Raw genomic sequence first — 18,970 nt, forward strand, 5'->3', positions numbered from 1 at the left:
CGCCCCGCCCCCGCCGTCACGGTGCGGAGGTGAGGTAGTGCTGGAGGGTGGGGCCGATGTCGGCGACTATGCGGGCGGGGGTCAGGGCTACTACCGGGGGGAGTCGTAAAACGTAGCGGCACAGGGCCAGTCCCAGTACCTGGGAGGCGATCAGGCCCGCGCGGCGGGGGGCGTCGGCGGGGTCGCCGAAACGGAGTACCACCGGGGTCAGCTGGCGGGCGAAGATCTGCTGGACGCGCTTCACGACCGCCTCGTCGGTGACCGACGAGCGCAGCAGGGTCAGCAGGATCTCGTTGCCCGGCGAGACGTCCCATAGTTCGATGAATCGTTCGGCCAGCAGTTCGCCCAGCGCGTCCGGATCCGCATCGGTGAGATCGGGCAGCGACAGATCCACGTCCAGGGCGGCCTCGAACAGGCCCTCCTTGTTGCCGTAGTAGCGCATCACCATCGACGGGTCGATGCCCGCGTCCGCGGCGATCGCTCGGATGGTGGCCTTGCGGAAGCCGTCCTCGGCGAAGCGGTGGCGGGCGGCCTCGAGGATGGCGGCGCGGGTGGCGTCGGAACGACGCTGAGGTGCATCGACAGTCATGCCAACAAATGTAGGCCAACAAGTGTTGACATGCCAGCGCGAGCGGTCATATCGTTGATGCCAACAGCCGTTGGCCAACAAATGTTGGCACTCCCGAAGGAGTCGTCATGACCATCCCCGCCACCACCTCGGTCGCCATCGTCGGCGCCGGCCCGGCCGGGCTCACCGCCGCGATCTCACTCGCCGACGCGGGCATCGACTTCGTCCTGCTGGACCGGCAGGCCGAGGGCGCGAACACCTCGCGCGCCGCCGTGGTGCACGCCCGGACGCTGGAGGTGCTCGACGGCTTCGGCATCGCCGCGGAGCTGCACGATCTGGGCATCGAGGTGCCGCGCTTCGTGGTGCAGGACGGCGGCTCCCGGCTGGCCACGATCGACTTCGGCGGCCTGCCCACCGCTTTCCCCTACACGTTGATGGTCGGCCAGGAGACCACGGAGGCCGTGCTGCTGGCACGCCTGCGCAAGGCGGGCGGCGATGTGCACCGGCCGTACCGCGTCACCGCCGTGCACGACGACGGCACCGGTGTCACGGTCGAATACGCCGACGCCGCAGGCGCTTCCGGCACACTGCGGGCCGATTACGTCATCGGCGCCGACGGCATGCACAGCGTGGTCCGGGAGCAGGCCGGAATCGGTTTCACCGGCGCCACCTACCCCGAGTCGTTCGTACTGGCCGATGTCCGGATGGATTGGCTGCACGCGCGCGAGGAGGTCTCGCTGAATCTGTCGCCGGAGGGCGTCACGGTGGTGGCGCCGCTGCCCGACGAGAACGGCGATCGCTACCGGGTCGTCGCGACCGTCGCCGAGGCGCCCGAACACCCCGACCTGGCCGATGTGCAGGCGATCCTCGACGCCCGGCGGCCCGGAGCGGTGGTTCGAGAGGTGTTGTGGAGCTCGCGATTCCGCGTGCACCACCGAGTGGCCGAGCATTACCGCGCGGGCCGGATCCTGCTGGCCGGAGACGCCGCGCACGTGCACAGCCCGGCGGGCGGGCAGGGCATGAACACCGGCATCCAGGACGCCGCCGTGCTGGGCGCGCTGCTGGCGCGGGTGCTGGGCGGCGCGCCCGAGGCGCTGCTGAACGACTACGAGAAGACCCGCCGCCCGGTGGCCGCGGACGTGGTCGCGTTCACCGACCGGATGACCCGGATGGCCACCCTGCGCCCGCGCCCCGCCCGCATCGTGCGTAATGCCGTGCTCCGCACCGCGACCCGTGTCCCGGCGGTGCGGCGGACCCTCGCCTACCGCCTGTCGGAACTGGCCAATCGCTGAATCACCGCAGCCGAGCCCGGGGCCTCGGGTGGGCCTCGGGCCCGGCCGTGCCCCGTCCTCGGGGATCGGCGACCGAAACCATCGATGCGACCGCGGCGTGACCGCTACCGTGGTCGCTGCCGACTATCCGGGAGTTGCCGTGACGAAACTGATGTACGCGCTGTGGGGTGCGGACCTCGACAAGACCCTGCACGCGCCGACGCTGCACGAGCGCCTGGCCGCGGTGGGCGCCGACACGGTGCAGCTCAATATCTGTGACGACGACGTGGCGGCCGCGCAACTGCGCATCTCGACCTACCCCGAGCCGATCGCGGCGATCGTCGGGGTCTGGACCGACGCGCCCGAACCGCCGATCACGGCCGCACTGGCGGAAACGGCCGACCGGCTCGACGGCTGGACCGTCGAGGAGCGCATCCCGCTGCCCGCACCGCCGACCGAGAACGGCTCCCGCAGCGCGGCTCTGGCCAATATCGCGCTGCTGCGCGTCCCGGAGCAGCTGACCCGCGAACAGTGGCTGCGCTATTGGCACGACACCCACACGGCGGTCGCGATCGAGACCCAGGCGACCTTCGGCTACGTGCAGAACATCGTCACCGCCGCACTCACCCCCGGCCCGCGCGTGGACGGCCTCGTGGAGGAGCTGTTCCCGCCGGAGGCCATGACCGATCAGCACGCCTTCTGGGGCAGCGGCGGCGACGATGCCGAGCTGGAGCGCCGGGTCACTCGAATGCTGGCCAGCGTCAAGGCTTTCGGCGCGGACCGCGATATCGATGTGGTACCTACCAGCCGCTACGTCTACGGGCTGCGGTGAACGATCCGGAAACCGCTCATCCCCGTGTGATTTCGAGTACGGCCTTGCCCCGGATACGGCGATCGATCAAGGCCCGCGCGGCCTCCGCGTAGTCGTCCCAGGTGCCACGCCAGCCCACTTCGGGCGAAAGCCGCCCGGCCGCGGCGAATCCCAGCAAGGTGGCCAGATCGGGCCCCACCGCGTGGACATCGCCGAAGGTGCTGATCGTCTTGGCCGCGCCGACGAAGAACAACGAATAGGGATCGAACACCGCGGGCTCGTCCGACGCCCAGCCGATGGTCTGAACACTGCCGCCCGGCGCCAGGAGTTCCCAGGCCGCGGCCAGTTGCGGCCCGCCCACATTGTCCAGGATCAGGTCGACCGGGCGATCGATACCGTCCAGGCCGACCACGATCTCGTGCGCGCCCAACTCCGCCAAACCCGTTCCGCGGCCGGGTGATCCGACCGAGGCGACCACATGCGCGCCGCCCAGCGCGGCCAGTTGCACGGCGTAGCGACCGACTCCGCCCGCTGCCCCGGTGACGAGCACCCGGCGGCCGAGGATGTCCCGCGACCGCAGCGTGCGCAGCGCGGTCACGCCCGCCATCGGCAGCGCCGCGGCGGCAACGAGATCCAGTGCCTGCGGCACCTCGGCGACCGCGGAGGTATCCACGGCCAGCAATTGCGCCCATGCGCCCGCACCGAAGGCGGCTACCCGCGTCCCGGCCGGTGGCCCCGACCCGTCCGCCGCGGCCCGCACCACGACCCCGGAGGCGTCGTAGCCGTGCACGGTCCCGGCCGGGCGGCGACCGGCGAACAACACCTCGCCGCGATTGAGCGAGAAGTGCCGCACCTCGATCAGCACCTGCCCGGGCCCGGGTTCGGGGTCGGGCACCGTGCTCAGGCGCAGCGACTCCGGCGTTTCGTTGTCGACGATCAACGCACGCATGTCGGTATGTCCTCTCAGCGATTCACAAGCGGACCGATAGTCCGATTGGCCCACGGTAACATGAACCGGACCATTGGTCCGATTGAGTGGAGGTGGGCGATGCCCGAACAGCGCGGCGAACGCGCCGACGCCGCCCGCAACCGCCGTGCCGTGCTGCGGGCCACCGAGCAATTGCTGGCCGAGGGCGGCGGCGACCATATCTCGCTCGATCGCGTCGCCGCGCTCGCCGGGGTCGGCAAGGGCACGGTGTTCCGGCGGTTCGGCAGCCGCGCCGGACTGCTGCAAGCCCTGCTGGAGGAGCGCTCCCGGGAGCTACGCGAGGCCGTCCGAACCGGCCCGCCGCCGCTCGGCCCCGGTGCTCCGGCCCGCGAGCGCCTGACGGCCTTCCTGGATGCCCTCGGCGCCATCGCGGAGGGCAACGCCGTCCTGCTCTCGGCGCACGAACAAGCCTGTGCCGAGGACAAATTCGACGATCCGAGCTATCGGTTCTGGCATCGTCATCTCGGCGAGCTCTACGCCGCCGAACATCCCGGCCACGATACCGATTTCCTGGCGCACGCGCTGCTGGCCACCTTCGACGGCGAACTGGTCCGCCACGTCACCACGCGACGCGACCCGCGCCGATTCACCCGATCCGTACAGGCGCTGGCGCTGGCGCTGCTCGACTCTCCCGGCGGCTAGAGCAGCTCCGCCTCGGTCATCAGCTCGGTCACCTGCTTCGAGTCCAGCCTGCTCGGATCGATCCGCGGCGCCTGCAGGCTGTCCAGCGGCGGAAGGGCCGGGTTGGCGGGCACCTCGGCCGCGACCGGGTATTCCATGGAGGTACTGCGCTGCAGCACCTGCTGACCGGTCCGGCCGGTGACGAACCGGACGAAACGCTGTGCCGCCTCGGCCTTTCCGCTGGATCGCAGCACACCACCGCCGGAGATGGACACGAACGCGCCCGGGTCCCCGTTACGGAAGAAGTGCGGCGCGGTGTTGCCGCTGTTCTCCCTGGTTCCCGCCTGGTCGCGGTACCAGTAGTAGTGGGTGAGCACGCCGCCGTCGACCTGACCGCTGTCGACCTTCTTCATCGCCGCGACGTTGTTCGGCGAAGAGACGACGTTCGCCTTCATGCCCCGCAGCCACGCCCGGGTGACGTCCTCGCCCTGCGACGCCAGCAGGGCCGCCACGACGGCCTGGAAATCCGCGCCCGAGGTGGCGGCCGTCCAGCGGCCCTGCCACTGCGGCTGCTGCAGGTCGAGCAGCGAGGCGGGCAACTGGTCGGCGGGCAGTTTCCCACGGTTGTAGACGAAGACCGTGGCGTTGGCGGCGACGCCGGTCCATTTCCCGCTCGACGGCCGATACTGCTCGGGCACCTGCGCCAGCGTCGCCTGATCGAGATCGGCGAGCAGTCCGGCGTTCTCCACCAGCGCCATCGCCGGGGAGTTCTCGGTGAGGAAGACGTCGGCCGGGGACCGCGCGCCCTCGGCGGCGATCTGGTCGGCGAGATCGGTGTCGGCGCCGTTGCGGAGGGTGACCCGGATCCCGGTCTCCGCGGTGAACGCGTCCGCCCACTGCCGGGTCAGCGACTCGTGCTGGGCGTTGTAGACCAGAATCTCGTTGTCGTCGTTCACATTCGAACACGCCGTGGTCGCCGCCAGCAGGATCAGCGCCACGAGGACGCCGATCACCGATTTCCGTCGAGCCGCCGTCATGACCGTCCCTTCGAGCCATACTCCAGCTGTGATCGGCTGACCAAGCTACCCGGTGGCACGCTACAACGCGGCGGCGCCCCGCGTCCGGATTGCCGTACTGTGCGAGAAGTCCGGCGGGCCGACGAGGGGAATGCGATGACCTATCCATCCGGTGGCCTGCCGTACCAGTCCGCGCCGGAGCCGCCGAGCTACTACCCGCCCGAGGGTTATCTCCCGGTGGGGGACCAGGCGCCGCAGCCACCGCAGCCCGTACCGCAGCCGCCCGTGCGACCACCGCGCCGCAAGCGCACCGCAGCGATCGTCGCCCTGCTGGCGGCGGCGGTGTTCGCGGTCGCCGCCGCGATCGGCGTCACCGCCCGGCTCACCGGACCGGGCACCGGGCCGCTCGCCTCGGACGAGCAGCGGATCGAGGCCGCCGTCCGCGACTTCTACGACACGATCGCCACGGCGGGCGTGGACGCGGCCATGGCCAAGTCGTGCCGCGTCGATCGCGACGAATACGCCGCGCTGCCCGACGATCAGCGTGCCACCATCGCCGGGGAGACCGTGAAGATCCGGATCGACACCGTGGACGGCATCGTGATCCGCGGCGACCGGGCCACCGCGAAATTGCACGGCAGGCTGGAACCGTCCGGCGGCGGGCTGACGATGCCGGATCTCGACGCCGTCGACAGCGCACCGGAATACCTGCGCAAGGAGGACGGCGACTGGAAGGTCTGCGCGGCCGACAACCGCTAGCCCCTGCTACCGTCGCTGCGGTGGGCTACGCGACGAGCTGCTGTGGACCGAACCGGCGGCACGTGCTGCGCGCGCTCGGGCTGGCGGCCGCGGCGCCGTTGCTCGCCACCAGCACGCCCGGATCCGCTCGCGCCCAACCGGGTTCGCTGATCGGCACGGATCTCGAGGTGGTCACCGTCACGGACACCTCGGTCGTGCTGACCTGGACCACGCTGGCCGTGAACGCCGACGGCACGCCGTTTCCGGCGGCCGCGGACACGGAAGTCCGTCTGGCCCCGGCGGATTCGCGCGGTCCCGCGGCGGTGTACTTCCCCGCCGACACGGAGCGCACGCCCTACCACTACGCGGAGGTCGGCGGCCTCGAGCCCGGCCGCGCCTACCGTTTCGAAGCCTGGTCGGACGATGTGCGTGCCACTCCCGCGGCGAATTTCGTCACCCGCATGCCCACCGCGCCCGAATGCACCGGGCAGTTCACCACTTTGGTGCCCCCGCCCGGCCGTCCACTGCGCACGCTGGCCCTGTGCAACGACGTGCACTTCGGTGAGGAGGTGAGCGGCCTGATCGCGGCGGGCCTGCCGCCCGGCGTGCGGCAGGAGCCGGGCCTGACCCCGTACCCCGAGATGATGCTCGCGGCCGTGCTCGACGACCTGCGCCGCCCGGACCGCGCCGCCGACCACCTCCTCATAGCCGGCGACCTCACCTCCGAGGCCACCCCCGACCAAACCCGCGCCGTCCGTAGCCGATTGGATGCCTGGGGCGTCTCCGGTCGGGATTGGTTCGCCGTCCGCGGCAACCACGACCGCCCCCACACCGGATCCGACTACGCCACCTGCCCGCCGACAGCGGACGACCATCACGACTGCTGGGGCGAAACCTTCACTCCCCCAGGCGAAGTCCTCGACCACCGGGTCGGCGGCCTACGCCTGCTGGGCCTGGACACCACCGAACCGGACACTCCCGGCGGCCGCATCGACCGCCCGCAGTTCGACCGCGTACGCGAACTTCTACGCGCCGACCCGGACCGCCCCACCCTGGTCTTCGGGCATCACCCCGTAACTCTCGACTCGGCAGTATCCAATATCGCCGGGCCCGCTTTCGTCCTGAACCGCCCCGATGCCGCCGCCCTGCAAGACCTGTACCGCACCAGTCCCGGCGTCTTCCTCCACCACAGCGGCCACACCCACCGAAACCGCCGCAGCCACTCCGATCTCCCCCTGCCGGTCGAATTCCTCGAGGTAGCCGCGACCAAGGAATACCCCGGCGGTTACACCCTGCTCCGCCTGTACGAAGGCGGCTATCAACTCAACTTCTACAAAACCCGAACCCCGGCATCCCGCACCTGGAGCACCCGCACCCGAGCCGAATACCTTGGCCTACAACCCGAATACACGCTGGGCACCACCACGGACCGCAACCACGTGGTCCACCGAGACCTGTCCGGCCTCGCCTGACCCATCGAGTGTGAGAAGACGGAGCCCCACCACCTAAACTCGGCCACATGGCTGTCCCCCGCCCGCTCCCCCTGGACCCCATCGCGGAGGCCCACCGCCAATGGGCCGCACACGGCTGGGAGGACGTAGCCGACGGAATGGCGGCGGTGACCTCTCTGGTCCGTGCCCAACAAATCGTGATGGCCCGAGTAGACGAGGCCCTGCGCCCGTCCGGCCTGACCTTCTCCCGCTACGAACTGCTCATGTTGCTGCGCTTCAGCAAGTCCGGAGCCCTGCCGATGGCGGTCGCGAGCGCCCGCCTGCAAGTCCACCCGACCAGTGTCACCAACACCGTCGACCGGCTCGAAGCAGCCGACCTCGTCCGCCGCGTCCCACATCCCAGCGACCGTCGAGCAACCCTGATCGAAATCACCGATGCGGGCCGTGAACTGGTCACTAGCGCTACCGAGGCCCTGAACACCACGGTCTTCGCGCATCCCGGGCTCGCGCCCGACCGACTGCAGTTGCTGCTACAACTTCTGGCCGAGTTCCGGCGCGCGGCGGGCGACTTCGACACCGGCGCGGGCCCGACACGCTGGGCCTGACACGACAACGGTTCAGCATCCCACCAGCGACATTCCGGCTCCCCGCTTCCCAACGGCGGTCGGAGGGTCCACCATGGAGGCCATGGTGCTGGTCCTGGGGGTGTCGGCGGGCGCTGGTGGCGCACGCGCGATGCTCACGCATTCCGACCAGCCACATCTACCGCCCATCGATCGCTGCACGATGCCCCGGCGCGCCGGTGGCGGTGTCGAGGAGCCGGTATTCCAGGCGATCGACCAGATGCGCCGGTCGGCGGCGGAGCGCGACGAGTTCATCACCGGTATCGCCGTCACCTCGCGCAGTCCGGTGCACGCCGACGCGATCCGCGCCACAGCGGGCCGCAGCCGGCTCACCATCGTGGACGAGCCGGTAGCCCAGTTGCGTTATCTGCGGTTCAGCGGTCAGCTGCCGGAGGAGGGCGCGGTGGTCCTCTACGACCTGGGCGCCTCGGGCCTGACGGTCACGGAGGTCGACTGCCGCACCGACGCCATCCTGGCGGCCAGGCGCAGCACGGTGCTCGGCGGTGACGGCCACGACGCGCTGCTGCGGTGGCGGCTGGCGCACGGCGGCGTGATGATCGACAAGCCGACCAGCCGCGCCTACAAGGAGGCGCTGACCACGACACCGGTGCTGACGGCCAGCGACCCGCTGACCGATGCGCGAATGGTGTTCACCCGCAGCGATTTCAGTGAACTGGTGGCCGCGGGCGTCCATCATTCGGTGTCGTTCGTGCGGCAGATGATCGAGGAGACGGGTACCCCCGCCGAGTCGATCGCGCTGCTCGGCGGCTGCACACGCAATCTGGGCATTCGCGACGCGCTGGCGCAGCTGCTGGATCTGCCGGTGATCTACGACCCGGAGCCGGAGTTCGTCTCGGCCCGCGGCGCGGTGCTGATGGCGACGCAGCTGCCCGCGGCGCGGCGGGTGCGTGGTGTCCGATACGCGGCGCAACGGTTGCGACCGACCGGTTCCGCGCCGGTATCCAAGCGCAAGGTGGCGGCGGCGCTGGCGGTCACGATCACCCTCGGCGCGACGGTGGCCGGCCTGCTGGCCGCCGACCGGCAGGCCCCGCAGCCGACCACCCACGGCACCGTGCCGTCGCCGGTCGAGGTGGCGGGCACGCCGCCCAAGTGATCAGCGGTTGGTGAAGTTCGCCGGCCGCTTCTCGACGAAGGCGGTCATGCCTTCCTGCTGATCCTCGGTGGCGAACAGCGAGTGGAACACCCGCCGCTCGAACCGCAGCCCCTCGGTGAGCGTGGTCTCGTAGGCGCGGTCCACGGCTTCCTTGGCGATCATCACCGACGGCAGCGACATCGACGCGATGGTCTCGGCCGCTTCCAGCGCCGTGGACACCAGATCGGCGGCGGGCACGACCCGAGCCACCAGACCGGCCCGCTCGGCCTCTTCGGCATCCATGTTGCGCCCGGTCAGAATGAGATCCATGGCCTTGGCCTTGCCGACCGCGCGGGTGAGCCGCTGCGAACCGCCCATGCCGGGAATGATGCCCAGCTTGATCTCGGGCTGCCCGAATTTGGCGGTGTCGGCGGCGAACAGGATGTCGCACATCATGGCCAGCTCACAACCGCCGCCCAGGGCGTAGCCCGCGACCGCGGCGATGATCGGCTTGCGGAAGGCCACCAGGCGATCCCAGCCCGCGAAGTGGTCGCCCAGGAACATGTCCATGTAGGACTTGGCCTGCATCTCCTTGATATCGGCCCCGGCGGCGAACGCCTTCTCCGACCCAGTGAGCACGACCGCGCCGATGCCGTCGTCGGCCTCCAACTCGTCGAGGGCCGCGGTGATGTCCGTGAGCACCTGCGAGTTCAGCGCGTTGAGCGCCTTCGGCCGGTTCAGCGTGATCAGGGCGACGCGACCCTTGCGCTCCAGCAGGATGGTCTCGAAGTCTGTCACAGCTGTTCCTCTCCGGATCGGTTGCGGATATCGGTCACGATAGCCGAGAAGTCCAGGTGGGCCGCCTCCTGGTGGAAGCTTGTGACCCGGACCCCCGAATACGATCGCCGGCGACCATCATCGTCCTTGCGGCGCAACGAGATTCAGTTCGTCGGCGCCGAGTTCGGTGAAGTAGGAATCGACCAGTGCTGCCGGGACGTCGGCGAGGGTGGCGGGCTGCCAGCGCGGGGCGCGATCCTTGTCCACCACCTGCGCGCGGATGCCTTCGACCAGATCGTGGCTGGCCAGCGCCGCGACCGAGACCCGGTATTCCGCGTTCAACGCGGTCTCCAGATCGGTTGCGGCGCGGGCGTTGCGCAGCGAGCGCAGCGTGACCTTCAGCGCCACCGGAGATTTCGAGAGCAGATCGGCGGCGGCCCGACCGGCCGCCGGGTCGGGGTGTGCCCGCAGCCGCGCGACGATCTGCTCGACGGTGTCGGCGCTGTAGCAGGAGTCGATCCAGTCGCGCTGTGCGAGCAACACCGACGGCGGGGCGGGCTGGGCGAACTTGGCGATGGCGACCTCGGGTTCGGTCGTGCGCAGCGCGTCCAGCAACGCCGGAAGCTGTTCGGAGGGAACGTAATAGTCGGCGAATCCGGCGGCGATGGCGTCACCGGCGCTCATGCGGGCCGTGGTGAGCGCGACGTGGGTGCCGATCTCGCCGGGCGTACGCGAGAGCAGGTAGGTGCCGCCGACATCCGGGACGAACCCGATGCCCGTCTCGGGCATGCCGATCGTGGACCGCTCGGTGGCGATGCGGTGACTGCCGTGCCCGGACAGCCCGACACCGCCGCCCATCACGATGCCGTCCATCACGGCCACGTACGGCTTCGGGTAGCGACCGATGTAGGCGTTGAGCACGTACTCGTCGCGCCAGAACCGCGCCGACGCCGAATCCGCGCCACCCGCGGTGAATTTGGCGTCGTTGTAGATGGCGACGATGTCGCCGCCCGCGCACAGGCCGCGCTCGCCCGCGCCGGTCACGACGACCGCGCGGACCCCGTCGTCGTCGGCCCACCGCCGCAGCGCGTCCAGGATGGCCAGTGTCATCGGGTGATTCAGCGCGTTGATGGCCTTGGGCCGGTTCAGCGTGATCAGGCCGAGGCCGTCGCGCCGGTCGATGAGAACTTCGTCGCTCATGCTGCTCCTATCACCGATCGGGCGACTCCACCGGATGTACGCAACCTTATAGTTGGATGTCCAAGTAAATCTATGGCTGGTGCCGAGGTGTGCGCTATGCCACCCGAAGGCTCCGCCTGGCGCTGTGACCCCACTCACCGTAGAATTACTTTGACGTCCTAGTATTGGTCGCCAAAGCACATTAGGCGGAGGAATCCATGCCCGACCACACCACTCTGCACGCGCCCGTGCATCCCGTGCGTTTCGTGACCTCGGCGGCGCTGTTCGACGGGCACGACGCGGCGATCAACATCATGCGGCGGATCCTGCAGTCGCAGGGCGCCGAGGTGATCCACCTCGGGCACAACCGCGCCGTGCACGAGGTCGTCGACGCGGTGCTCACCGAGGACGCGCAGGGCGTGGCGGTCAGCTCGTATCAGGGCGGCCACGTCGAGTACTTCGAATACCTCGCGACGGCGCTGCGCGAGGCGGGGGCCGGGCATGTGCGGATCTTCGGCGGCGGTGGCGGGGTGATCGTCGCCGAGGAGATCAAGCGGCTGGCCGAGTCGGGGGTGCGGATCTTCTCCCCCGAGGACGGGCAGCGGCTGGGGCTGCCGGGCATGATCAACGAGCTGGTCCGCGACTGCGACGTGGATCTGTCGCGGGAGCCCGCGCCGGTCGACGCGGTGCTGTCCGGTGAGCGGAAAGCCTTGGCGCGCACCATCACCTGCCTGCAGCAGGACGCGCTGCCCGCCGCCGATCTGGCGGCGATCACTACGGCGGCCGAGAACAAGACCGTTCCCGTGCTCGGCATCACGGGCACCGGCGGCTCCGGAAAGTCCTCGCTCACCGACGAACTCGTGCGGCGGCTGCGGTCGGATCAGCAGGACAAGCTGCGCGTCGCGATCCTGGCCGTGGACCCGACGCGCCGCCGCGGCGGCGGCGCGCTGCTCGGCGACCGCATCCGGATGAACGCCCTCGACGGCGACCACGTGTACTTACGCTCGCTGGCCACCCGCGGCGGCCGCGAGCTGCCGACCAATGTCGACGCGATGATCCTGGCCTGCAAGGCCGCCGGATACGACCTGGTGATTCTGGAGACGCCGGGCATCGGCCAGGGCGACGCGGCGATCACCGACCATGTCGATCTCTCCATGTACGTGATGACGCCGGAGTTCGGCGCGGCCTCGCAGCTGGAGAAGATCGACATGCTCGACTACGCGGACGTGGTGGCGATCAACAAGTTCGAGCGCCGCGGCGCCGCCGACGCGCTGCGCGACGTGTCGCGCCAGCTGGTCCGCAACCGCGAGGCGTTCGGCTCCTCCCCCGACGACATGCCCGTATTCGGTACCAGCGCGGCCACTTTCAACGACGACGGCGTGACCGCGCTGTACCAGCACCTGGCCGGTCGGCTGCACGAGCTGGGCCTGCCGCTCGAGCCGGGTGCGCTGCCGCGGGTGAATACCAAGGCCTCCACCCGGTTCGCGCAGATCATTCCGCCGTCGCGGGTGCGGTACCTGGCGGAGATCGCCGAGACGGTGCGTGACTACCACGCCGAGACGGTGCGGCAAGTCGCTGCGGCGCAACGGGTTCAGCGGTTGGAGCAGGTGCTGGGTGAGCTGGGCGGCGCCCCCGGCACGGAGGCACAGTCCGCCGTCGCAGCGCTGCTCGAGCACGCCCGTACCGACCTCGCGCCGGAAAATGCTGCCCTGCTGGAAGAATGGCCTGCCCTGGCCGAGTCGTACCGGGGCGAGGAGCAGGTGGTGCGGGTGCGCGATCGCGAGCTGCGCACCACGCTGCGCCGGACCTCGCTGTCGGGCAGCTCGATTCCGCGCGTCGCCCTGCCCCGCTTCACCGATCACGGTGAGCTGCTGCGGTTCCTGCGCTCGGAGCATCTGCCCGGCCGATTCCCGTTCACCGCAGGCGTTTTCGCGTTCAAGCGGGACAACGAGGATCCGGCGCGCATGTTCGCGGGCGAGGGCGACCCGTTCCGCACCAACCGCCGGTTCAAGGTGCTCTCCGAGCACTCGGACGCGAAACGCCTGTCCACCGCCTTCGATTCGGTGACCCTGTACGGCCACGACCCGGCCGAGCGGCCCGACATCTACGGCAAGGTCGGCACCTCCGGCGTCTCCGTCGCCACGCTCGACGATATGAAGGCGCTCTACGACGGCTTCGACCTGACCGCGCCCACCACCTCGGTGTCGATGACGATCAACGGCCCCGCGCCCACCATCCTCGCCTTCTTCCTCAACACCGCGATCGACCGGGCGGTGGAGAGCTTCACCACGACCGAGGGACGCGAACCGACCGCCGAGGAAGCCGCCGAGATCCGGGCGAAGGCGCTGGCGACCGTGCGCGGCACCGTGCAGGCCGACATCCTCAAGGAGGATCAGGGCCAGAACACCTGCATCTTCTCCACCGAGTTCAGCCTGCGCATGATGTCCGACATCCAGGAGTGGTTCGTGCGCAACAATGTGCGCAACTTCTACTCGGTGTCGATCTCCGGCTACCACATCGCCGAGGCCGGGGCGAACCCGATCAGCCAGCTGGCCTTCACCCTGTCCAACGGTTTCACCTACGTGGAGGCGTACCTGGCACGCGGCATGCACATCGACGACTTCGCGCCCAACCTGTCGTTCTTCTTCTCCAACGGCATGGACCCGGAGTACTCGGTGATCGGCCGGGTCGCGCGGCGCATCTGGGCGGTCGCCATGCGTGACAAGTACGGGGCCAACGAACGCTCGCAGAAGCTGAAGTACCACGTCCAGACCTCCGGGCGGTCGCTGCACGCCCAGGAGATGAGCTTCAACGACATTCGCACCACGCTGCAGGCGCTGATCGCGCTCTACGACAACTGCAACAGCCTGCACACCAACGCCTACGACGAGGCCGTCACCACTCCGACCGAGGAGTCGGTGCGCCGGGCCCTGGCCATTCAGTTGATCATCAACAAGGAGTGGGGCCTGGCGATGAACGAGAACCCGCTGCAGGGCAGTTTCATCATCGACGAACTCACCGATCTCGTCGAGGAGGCCGTGCTGAGCGAGTTCGAGCGGATCAGCGAGCGCGGCGGCGTGCTGGGCGCCATGGAGACCGGTTACCAGCGCGGCCGCATCCAGGACGAGTCCATGCTGTACGAGCACCGCAAACACGACGGCAGCCTGCCGATCATCGGGGTCAACACCTTCCGCAACCCGCACGGCGAGGAGCATCAGGTGCTCGAGCTCGCGCGCGGCACCGAGCAGGAGAAACAGTCGCAGCTGCGGCGCACCCGCGACTACCAGGACCGGCACCGCGACGAGGCGCACGCGGCGCTGGCCCGGCTGGAGGCGGCCGCCCGCGGCGACGACAACGTCTTCGAAGTCCTGATGGACGCGGCACGGGTGTGCACGCTGCAGCAGATCACCGACACCTTCTTCACCGTGGGCGGGCAGTATCGCCGCAATGTGTGAAACCCGGCGATCTCCCGCGATCGCCGGTCGCCGCGTGTGACAATCGGCCTGGTCGCACGGCTGGCGAGGTGGAAGGGGCGATATGGACCTGGCGGGTATCAGCGTCGTGGACGCGCACGTCCATCAGTGGGATCCGCTGACGACGCCGCGTGATTTCAGCCTGCTGGCCAAGGTGTTCCGCTACGTCCCGATGTCGATCGACGTCGCGGCCCGGCTGGCGCCGCGGCGCGATCGCGAGTTCGTCGGGGATCCCGATATCTATGTGCGGCCGTATCTGCCCGCCGACTACCGGGCCGATCTGGGCGCCGTGCCGGTCGAGGCGCTGGTGCACGTGGAGGTCGAGTGGGCGGGCAAGGCGCCGGCGGCCAAGGCCGACGAGACGCGCTGGGTGGCGAGCCTGCCCTTCGGCGTCGACACGCCGGCCCTGGGCGCGATCGTCGGCAGCGGCGATCCCGCGGCCGAGGGTTTCGCGGCGCTGATCGATGCGCATCAGTCGGCGTCGTCGCTGTTTCGCGGGATCCGGACGATGGTGGCGCACCACCCGGACCCGGGCGTGCGCTCGTTCTGCCCGGCGCCGGGCGCGCTCACCACGAAGGCGTTCCTCGACGGGTTCGCGGTGCTGGCCGAGCGCGGCCTGTCCTTCGACGCCTGGGTGTACTCCCATCAGCTGCCGGAGGTGACCGCGCTGGCGCAGCGCTATCCCGAGGTGACCGTCGTGCTCGACCATCTCGGCACGCCCGCGGGGATCTTCGGCCCGGTCGGCAAGCACACCGGCGCCAATCCCGGGGTGCGGCGCGACCTGTTCGTCCGGTGGCGCGACGACATCGCCACGCTCGCCGCCCACCCGAACGTGGTGGCCAAGGTGAGCGGGATGGCCATGCCCATCCTCGGCCATCCGGTCCCGGTGCGCGGCAACCCGACTCCGGTGCCGGAGCTGCTGGAGCGCGCCGCGCCGCTGCTGCACCACGCCTTGGACGTCTTCGGCGCGCAGCGCCTGATCTGGGGCTCGAATTTCCCGGTGGACAAGCCGATCACCAGCGTCGCCAACAGCGCCCGCGTGGTGGTCGACGTGCTCGCCGACCACGGTGGCGGCGCGGCGGAACTCGAGCAGATCTTCCGCGGCAACGCCCAGCGGGTGTACGGCATCGACGCCGAGCTGCTGACCTGACCGGATGACGTTGCGCACTGCGACGCCGAGCATCGGCCGCCGCCTGACCGGTCATGTCGCAGGTGCGCCACTGGTGGCCGGTTTCCGGGCGGTAGCGCCGGTGCGGGGGCTCGTGGCCTAATTGGGGGAAGCGGCCGATGGTGGCAGGAGGGTCCATGAGCGAGCAGGCGGCGGACTACGAGGTGATCATCGTCGGGGCCGGGTTCTCCGGGATCGGCGCGGCGATCAAGTTGCGCGAGGACGGATTCGAGGACTTCCTGATCGTCGACGACGCCGATGGGGTGGGCGGCACCTGGCACTGGAATACCTATCCCGGTATCGCCGTGGACATTCCGTCGTTCAGCTACCAGTTCTCGTTCGAGAAGAGCGCGCAGTGGTCGCGGGTCTACGCGCCCGGCCGGGAACTCGCGGCCTACGCCGAGCACTGCACCGACAAGTACGGGCTGCGGCCGCGGATCCGCTTCCGCACCACCATCTCCGAGGCCGACTTCGACGCGGGCGGCAACCTGTGGCGGTTGCGCACCACCGACGGCGACGAACTCACCGCACGCTATGTCATCGCGGCCACCGGCGTGCTCACCCGGCCCAAACTCCCCGACATTCCCGGTGTGGAAACATTCGCGGGCCGCACCATGCACACCTCCCGCTGGGACCATTCCGCTGACCTGCGCGGCACACGCGTCGCGATCATCGGCACCGGGGCCTCCGCGATACAGGTGATCCCGTCGATCGCGCCGGACGTCGAGCGGCTGGTGGTGTTCCAGCGCACGCCGATCTGGTGCCTGCCGCGCCCGGACGCGGCGCTGCCGCCGCCGGTGCGGTGGGCGCTGCGGCGCCTCCCGGGCGGGCCGTCGCTGGCGCGGCTGGCGAGCCAGGCGTTCGTCGAACTGACCTTTCCGCTGTCGGCGCACTACTACTCGACGCTGCCGCTGGCCAAGCTCGGCGAGCGCAGCGGGCGGGCGCACCTGCGCAAGCAGGTGCGCGATCCGGCGATCCGCGACAAGCTCACCCCGCGCTATGCGCTCGGCTGCAAGCGGCCCGGCTTCTCCAACGAGTACCTGGCGACCTTCAATCGCGACAATGTGGTGCTCGAGACCGACCCGATCGCCGAGATCACCCCGACCGGCGTGCGCACGAGTACCGGCGTCACCCACGAGGCCGATGTGCTGATCCTGGCGACCGGCTTCAAGGTGATGGAGGCGGGGAACATGCCCACCTTCGCGCTGCGCGGCGTCGACGGGCTGGACCTCGAGAAATGGTGGGACGAGAACCGCCTGCAGGCCTACGAGGGCGTCAGCGTGCCGGGCTTCCCGAACTTCTTCTCCATCATCGGCCCCTACGGCTACAACGGATCGTCGTACTTCACGCTCATCGAGATGCAGACCCACCACATCCTGCGACTACTGCGGCACGCCCGGCGTAAGCGGGCCACCCGGGTGGAGGTGACCCGCGCGGCCAACGAGCGGTACTTCCGCGAGATGCTGGACCGCCGTGCCGGACAGGTGTTCTGGCAGGACAGCTGCACGCTGGCCAACAGCTACTACTTCGACAAGAACGGCGACGTGCCGCTGCGCCCGATGAGCACCGTCGAGGCCGCCTGGCGGGCAGCGCATTTCGACCTCGGCGACTACCGATTCGAGTCGGGAACCACAACGGACGCCCGGGCCAGCTGAGCGGTGAGTTCGGCTCGCGCGGTGACCAGCGACGGGCCATACCAGGTGAGGTTGCGGCCGGACACCAGCGCCACCGGAATGCCAGGAAAGGCTTCGGGGCCGTCGGTTGCGGTGAAGACGTACGGCTCGTCGGGCAGGACGGCCAGTTCGACACCGGCGGTCAGCTCCGGTCCGGACACCGTGGGATAGCGCTCGTCCCGGCCGGCGTGCACGAGCCGCAGGCCGAGCCGGCGAGCCAGGTCGCCGGTGAAGGTGTCGCGGCCGACCACCATCCACGGATCGCGCCACACCGGGATCACCGTGTCGCGCAACGGTTCCGGCGCGGGCGCGGCCCAGACCCGCTCGGCCGCGCGCAACCAGGCGGGCGAGTCGACGCCGAGCGCCAGCTCGAACAGCCGGGTCATGGCCGTGAACGCCTCCGGTACGGTCTCGATCCTGGTCACCCACACCGGGATTCCGGCCGCGCGCAGGCGGTCCACGTCGATGAGCCGGTTCTCCTCCTGGTTGCACACCACCAGGTCCGGGGCCAGGTCGACGATGCGCCGGACATTCGGGTTCTTCGTCCCGCGGACCCGTTCCACCGCGAGATCCGCAGGGTGGGTGCACCATTCGGTGGCCGCTGTCAGCCGCTGCGGGCAGGTCGCCGCGATGGCCTCGGTGAGCGACGGCACCAGCGAGACGACGCGGCGCACCGTGGCGGGCAGCGGCACTGCCGCACCGAGATCGTCGCGCGGGATATCGCCGGCGGTCATCGGCGCTACCCCCGCCCCAGCGCCCGGTAGCGGTCGCGCAGTTCCCGCAGCCCGGCCTCGGCGGTGCGCTCGTCCTCGGCGGTCATGCGCAGCGCGCGGCGCAACGGAACCGGATCCAGATCGTCGAGGGCGGGGCGGAACTCCGGCCGCGGGAGGTCGGGCAGCGTGATGTTCTCGCCGTACAGGTCGTCGGAGACGGTCGTGCCCGCATCGTTCTGGACGCCGCTGATCAGGGTGTCCAGTTCCAGGCCGCGCAGCGTGAGCATGATCGACGGCTCGGCGTCGAGGCGTTCGGCGACGATGTAGCAGACCGCGGCCACATGCTTGCACGGCCAGCCGGAATCCGGGCAGCTGCAGCCGAAGTCGAGCTCGGCGGCGGTGGTCGGCAGCAGCAGCGGGCCGAGTTCCTGCGGCAGGACGCCCGAGGCCAGCTGGACGAGCATGCCGGGGGTGTCGCGAACCAGGTCGATCAGTTCGTCCAGCCGCTCGTCGCGCAGTTGCCGCAGCGTGAGGACCGAGGTGAACGGGCGGGGCTGGCTGCCCTGCACCTCGGCCGTCACCGTGCCGGGCTCGACGTGATAGGTCACCACCTGCCCGGACCGGGCGTAGGTGCGCCCGCGCGTCAGCCGCCCCGCGTCGGCGACCTGCTCGACCGACTCGATGAACGACCGGCCCCACCAGGTGCGCGCGAACGACCCACGCCGGCTGCGCGGCTCCACACCGCCGCGCACCGGGCGGCGCTTGCCGTACCGGCTGTAATCGGTGAACTCACTCATGCCGCCGCCC

General features: G+C 70.0%; 17 protein-coding genes. 10 read left to right on the plus strand and 7 right to left on the minus strand.

Features of this window, described 5'->3' with window-relative positions; genetic code table 11:
• Positions 1-16 precede the first annotated feature (16 nt).
• On the minus strand, positions 17-589 hold the full coding sequence (locus NWFMUON74_RS29530; RefSeq protein WP_187684999.1) for a TetR/AcrR family transcriptional regulator: 573 nt from the start codon (positions 587-589) through the stop codon (positions 17-19).
• A gap of 107 nt (positions 590-696) precedes the next feature.
• Between NWFMUON74_RS29530 and NWFMUON74_RS29535 the strand changes: the two genes are divergently transcribed.
• Both NWFMUON74_RS29535 and NWFMUON74_RS29540 read left to right on the plus strand, forming a co-directional pair.
• On the plus strand, positions 697-1,860 hold the full coding sequence (locus tag NWFMUON74_RS29535) for an FAD-dependent oxidoreductase (protein ID WP_187685000.1): 1,164 nt from the start codon (positions 697-699) through the stop codon (positions 1,858-1,860).
• Between the two features lie 139 nt (positions 1,861-1,999).
• Complete coding sequence (locus NWFMUON74_RS29540) at positions 2,000-2,671, plus strand: EthD domain-containing protein (RefSeq protein WP_232110671.1); 672 nt, start codon at positions 2,000-2,002, stop codon at positions 2,669-2,671.
• Between the two features lie 16 nt (positions 2,672-2,687).
• Here NWFMUON74_RS29540 and NWFMUON74_RS29545 read toward each other — a convergent pair whose 3' ends face one another.
• Positions 2,688-3,599 (minus strand): zinc-binding dehydrogenase, encoded by a 912-nt coding sequence (locus tag NWFMUON74_RS29545; protein WP_187685001.1) that lies wholly within the window; start codon positions 3,597-3,599, stop codon positions 2,688-2,690.
• Positions 3,600-3,698: 99 nt separating this feature from the next.
• Here NWFMUON74_RS29545 and NWFMUON74_RS29550 point away from each other — a divergent pair, with 99 nt between their 5' ends.
• Positions 3,699-4,280, plus strand: a complete 582-nt coding sequence (locus NWFMUON74_RS29550; protein ID WP_187685002.1) for a TetR/AcrR family transcriptional regulator — start codon at positions 3,699-3,701, stop codon at positions 4,278-4,280.
• Here NWFMUON74_RS29550 and NWFMUON74_RS29555 read toward each other — a convergent pair.
• Positions 4,277-5,296, minus strand: a complete 1,020-nt coding sequence (locus NWFMUON74_RS29555) for an iron ABC transporter substrate-binding protein (protein WP_187685003.1) — start codon at positions 5,294-5,296, stop codon at positions 4,277-4,279. The two genes, NWFMUON74_RS29550 and NWFMUON74_RS29555, sit on opposite strands and share 4 nt — an antisense overlap.
• Before the next feature lie 135 nt (positions 5,297-5,431).
• Between NWFMUON74_RS29555 and NWFMUON74_RS29560 the strand changes: the two genes are divergently transcribed.
• The 4 genes from NWFMUON74_RS29560 (at position 5,432) to NWFMUON74_RS29575 (ending at position 9,201) form a co-directional block, all read left to right on the plus strand.
• On the plus strand, positions 5,432-6,034 hold the full coding sequence (locus tag NWFMUON74_RS29560; RefSeq protein ID WP_187685004.1) for an Rv0361 family membrane protein: 603 nt from the start codon (positions 5,432-5,434) through the stop codon (positions 6,032-6,034).
• A gap of 20 nt (positions 6,035-6,054) precedes the next feature.
• A complete protein-coding gene (locus NWFMUON74_RS29565) occupies positions 6,055-7,485 on the plus strand; it encodes a metallophosphoesterase family protein (RefSeq protein WP_232110672.1) in 1,431 nt (476 codons plus the stop codon).
• A 47-nt stretch (positions 7,486-7,532) separates the two neighbouring features.
• A complete protein-coding gene (locus NWFMUON74_RS29570; RefSeq protein ID WP_187685005.1) occupies positions 7,533-8,069 on the plus strand; it encodes a MarR family winged helix-turn-helix transcriptional regulator in 537 nt (178 codons plus the stop codon).
• 73 nt (positions 8,070-8,142) lie between these two features.
• Complete coding sequence (locus tag NWFMUON74_RS29575) at positions 8,143-9,201, plus strand: acetate and sugar kinases/Hsc70/actin family protein (RefSeq protein ID WP_232110673.1); 1,059 nt, start codon at positions 8,143-8,145, stop codon at positions 9,199-9,201.
• On the opposite strand, the gene NWFMUON74_RS29580 is transcribed toward NWFMUON74_RS29575, so the two are convergent.
• Together NWFMUON74_RS29580 and NWFMUON74_RS29585 are read right to left on the minus strand one after the other, a co-directional pair.
• Positions 9,202-9,978: an enoyl-CoA hydratase gene (locus tag NWFMUON74_RS29580; RefSeq protein ID WP_187685006.1), complete on the minus strand. Its 777-nt coding sequence runs from the start codon at positions 9,976-9,978 to the stop codon at positions 9,202-9,204.
• Between the two features lie 117 nt (positions 9,979-10,095).
• Positions 10,096-11,157 carry an enoyl-CoA hydratase/isomerase family protein gene (locus NWFMUON74_RS29585; RefSeq protein WP_187685007.1) on the minus strand — a complete coding sequence of 354 codons (1,062 nt, stop codon included), beginning with the start codon at positions 11,155-11,157 and terminating at the stop codon, positions 10,096-10,098.
• 197 nt (positions 11,158-11,354) lie between these two features.
• Between NWFMUON74_RS29585 and icmF the strand changes: the two genes are divergently transcribed.
• The 3 genes from icmF (at position 11,355) to NWFMUON74_RS29600 (ending at position 17,432) form a co-directional block, all read left to right on the plus strand.
• Positions 11,355-14,591 (plus strand): fused isobutyryl-CoA mutase/GTPase IcmF, encoded by a 3,237-nt coding sequence (icmF, locus tag NWFMUON74_RS29590; protein WP_187685008.1) that lies wholly within the window; start codon positions 11,355-11,357, stop codon positions 14,589-14,591.
• An 82-nt stretch (positions 14,592-14,673) separates the two neighbouring features.
• Positions 14,674-15,759 carry an amidohydrolase family protein gene (locus NWFMUON74_RS29595; RefSeq protein ID WP_187685009.1) on the plus strand — a complete coding sequence of 362 codons (1,086 nt, stop codon included), beginning with the start codon at positions 14,674-14,676 and terminating at the stop codon, positions 15,757-15,759.
• 155 nt (positions 15,760-15,914) lie between these two features.
• The gene (locus NWFMUON74_RS29600) at positions 15,915-17,432 is read left to right on the plus strand and encodes a flavin-containing monooxygenase (RefSeq protein WP_187685010.1); all 1,518 of its coding nucleotides are present in this window, start codon (positions 15,915-15,917) and stop codon (positions 17,430-17,432) included.
• Here NWFMUON74_RS29600 and NWFMUON74_RS29605 read toward each other — a convergent pair.
• Together NWFMUON74_RS29605 and NWFMUON74_RS29610 are read right to left on the minus strand one after the other, a co-directional pair.
• A complete protein-coding gene (locus NWFMUON74_RS29605; RefSeq protein ID WP_187685011.1) occupies positions 17,387-18,184 on the minus strand; it encodes a helical backbone metal receptor in 798 nt (265 codons plus the stop codon). The genes NWFMUON74_RS29600 and NWFMUON74_RS29605 overlap by 46 nt on opposite strands.
• Positions 18,185-18,189: 5 nt before the next feature.
• Positions 18,190-18,960: an SWIM zinc finger family protein gene (locus NWFMUON74_RS29610; protein WP_187685012.1), complete on the minus strand. Its 771-nt coding sequence runs from the start codon at positions 18,958-18,960 to the stop codon at positions 18,190-18,192.
• Between the last annotated feature and the right edge of the window lie 10 nt (positions 18,961-18,970).

Source organism: Nocardia wallacei (assembly GCF_014466955.1).
Taxonomy (GTDB): Bacteria; Actinomycetota; Actinomycetes; order Mycobacteriales; family Mycobacteriaceae; genus Nocardia; species Nocardia wallacei.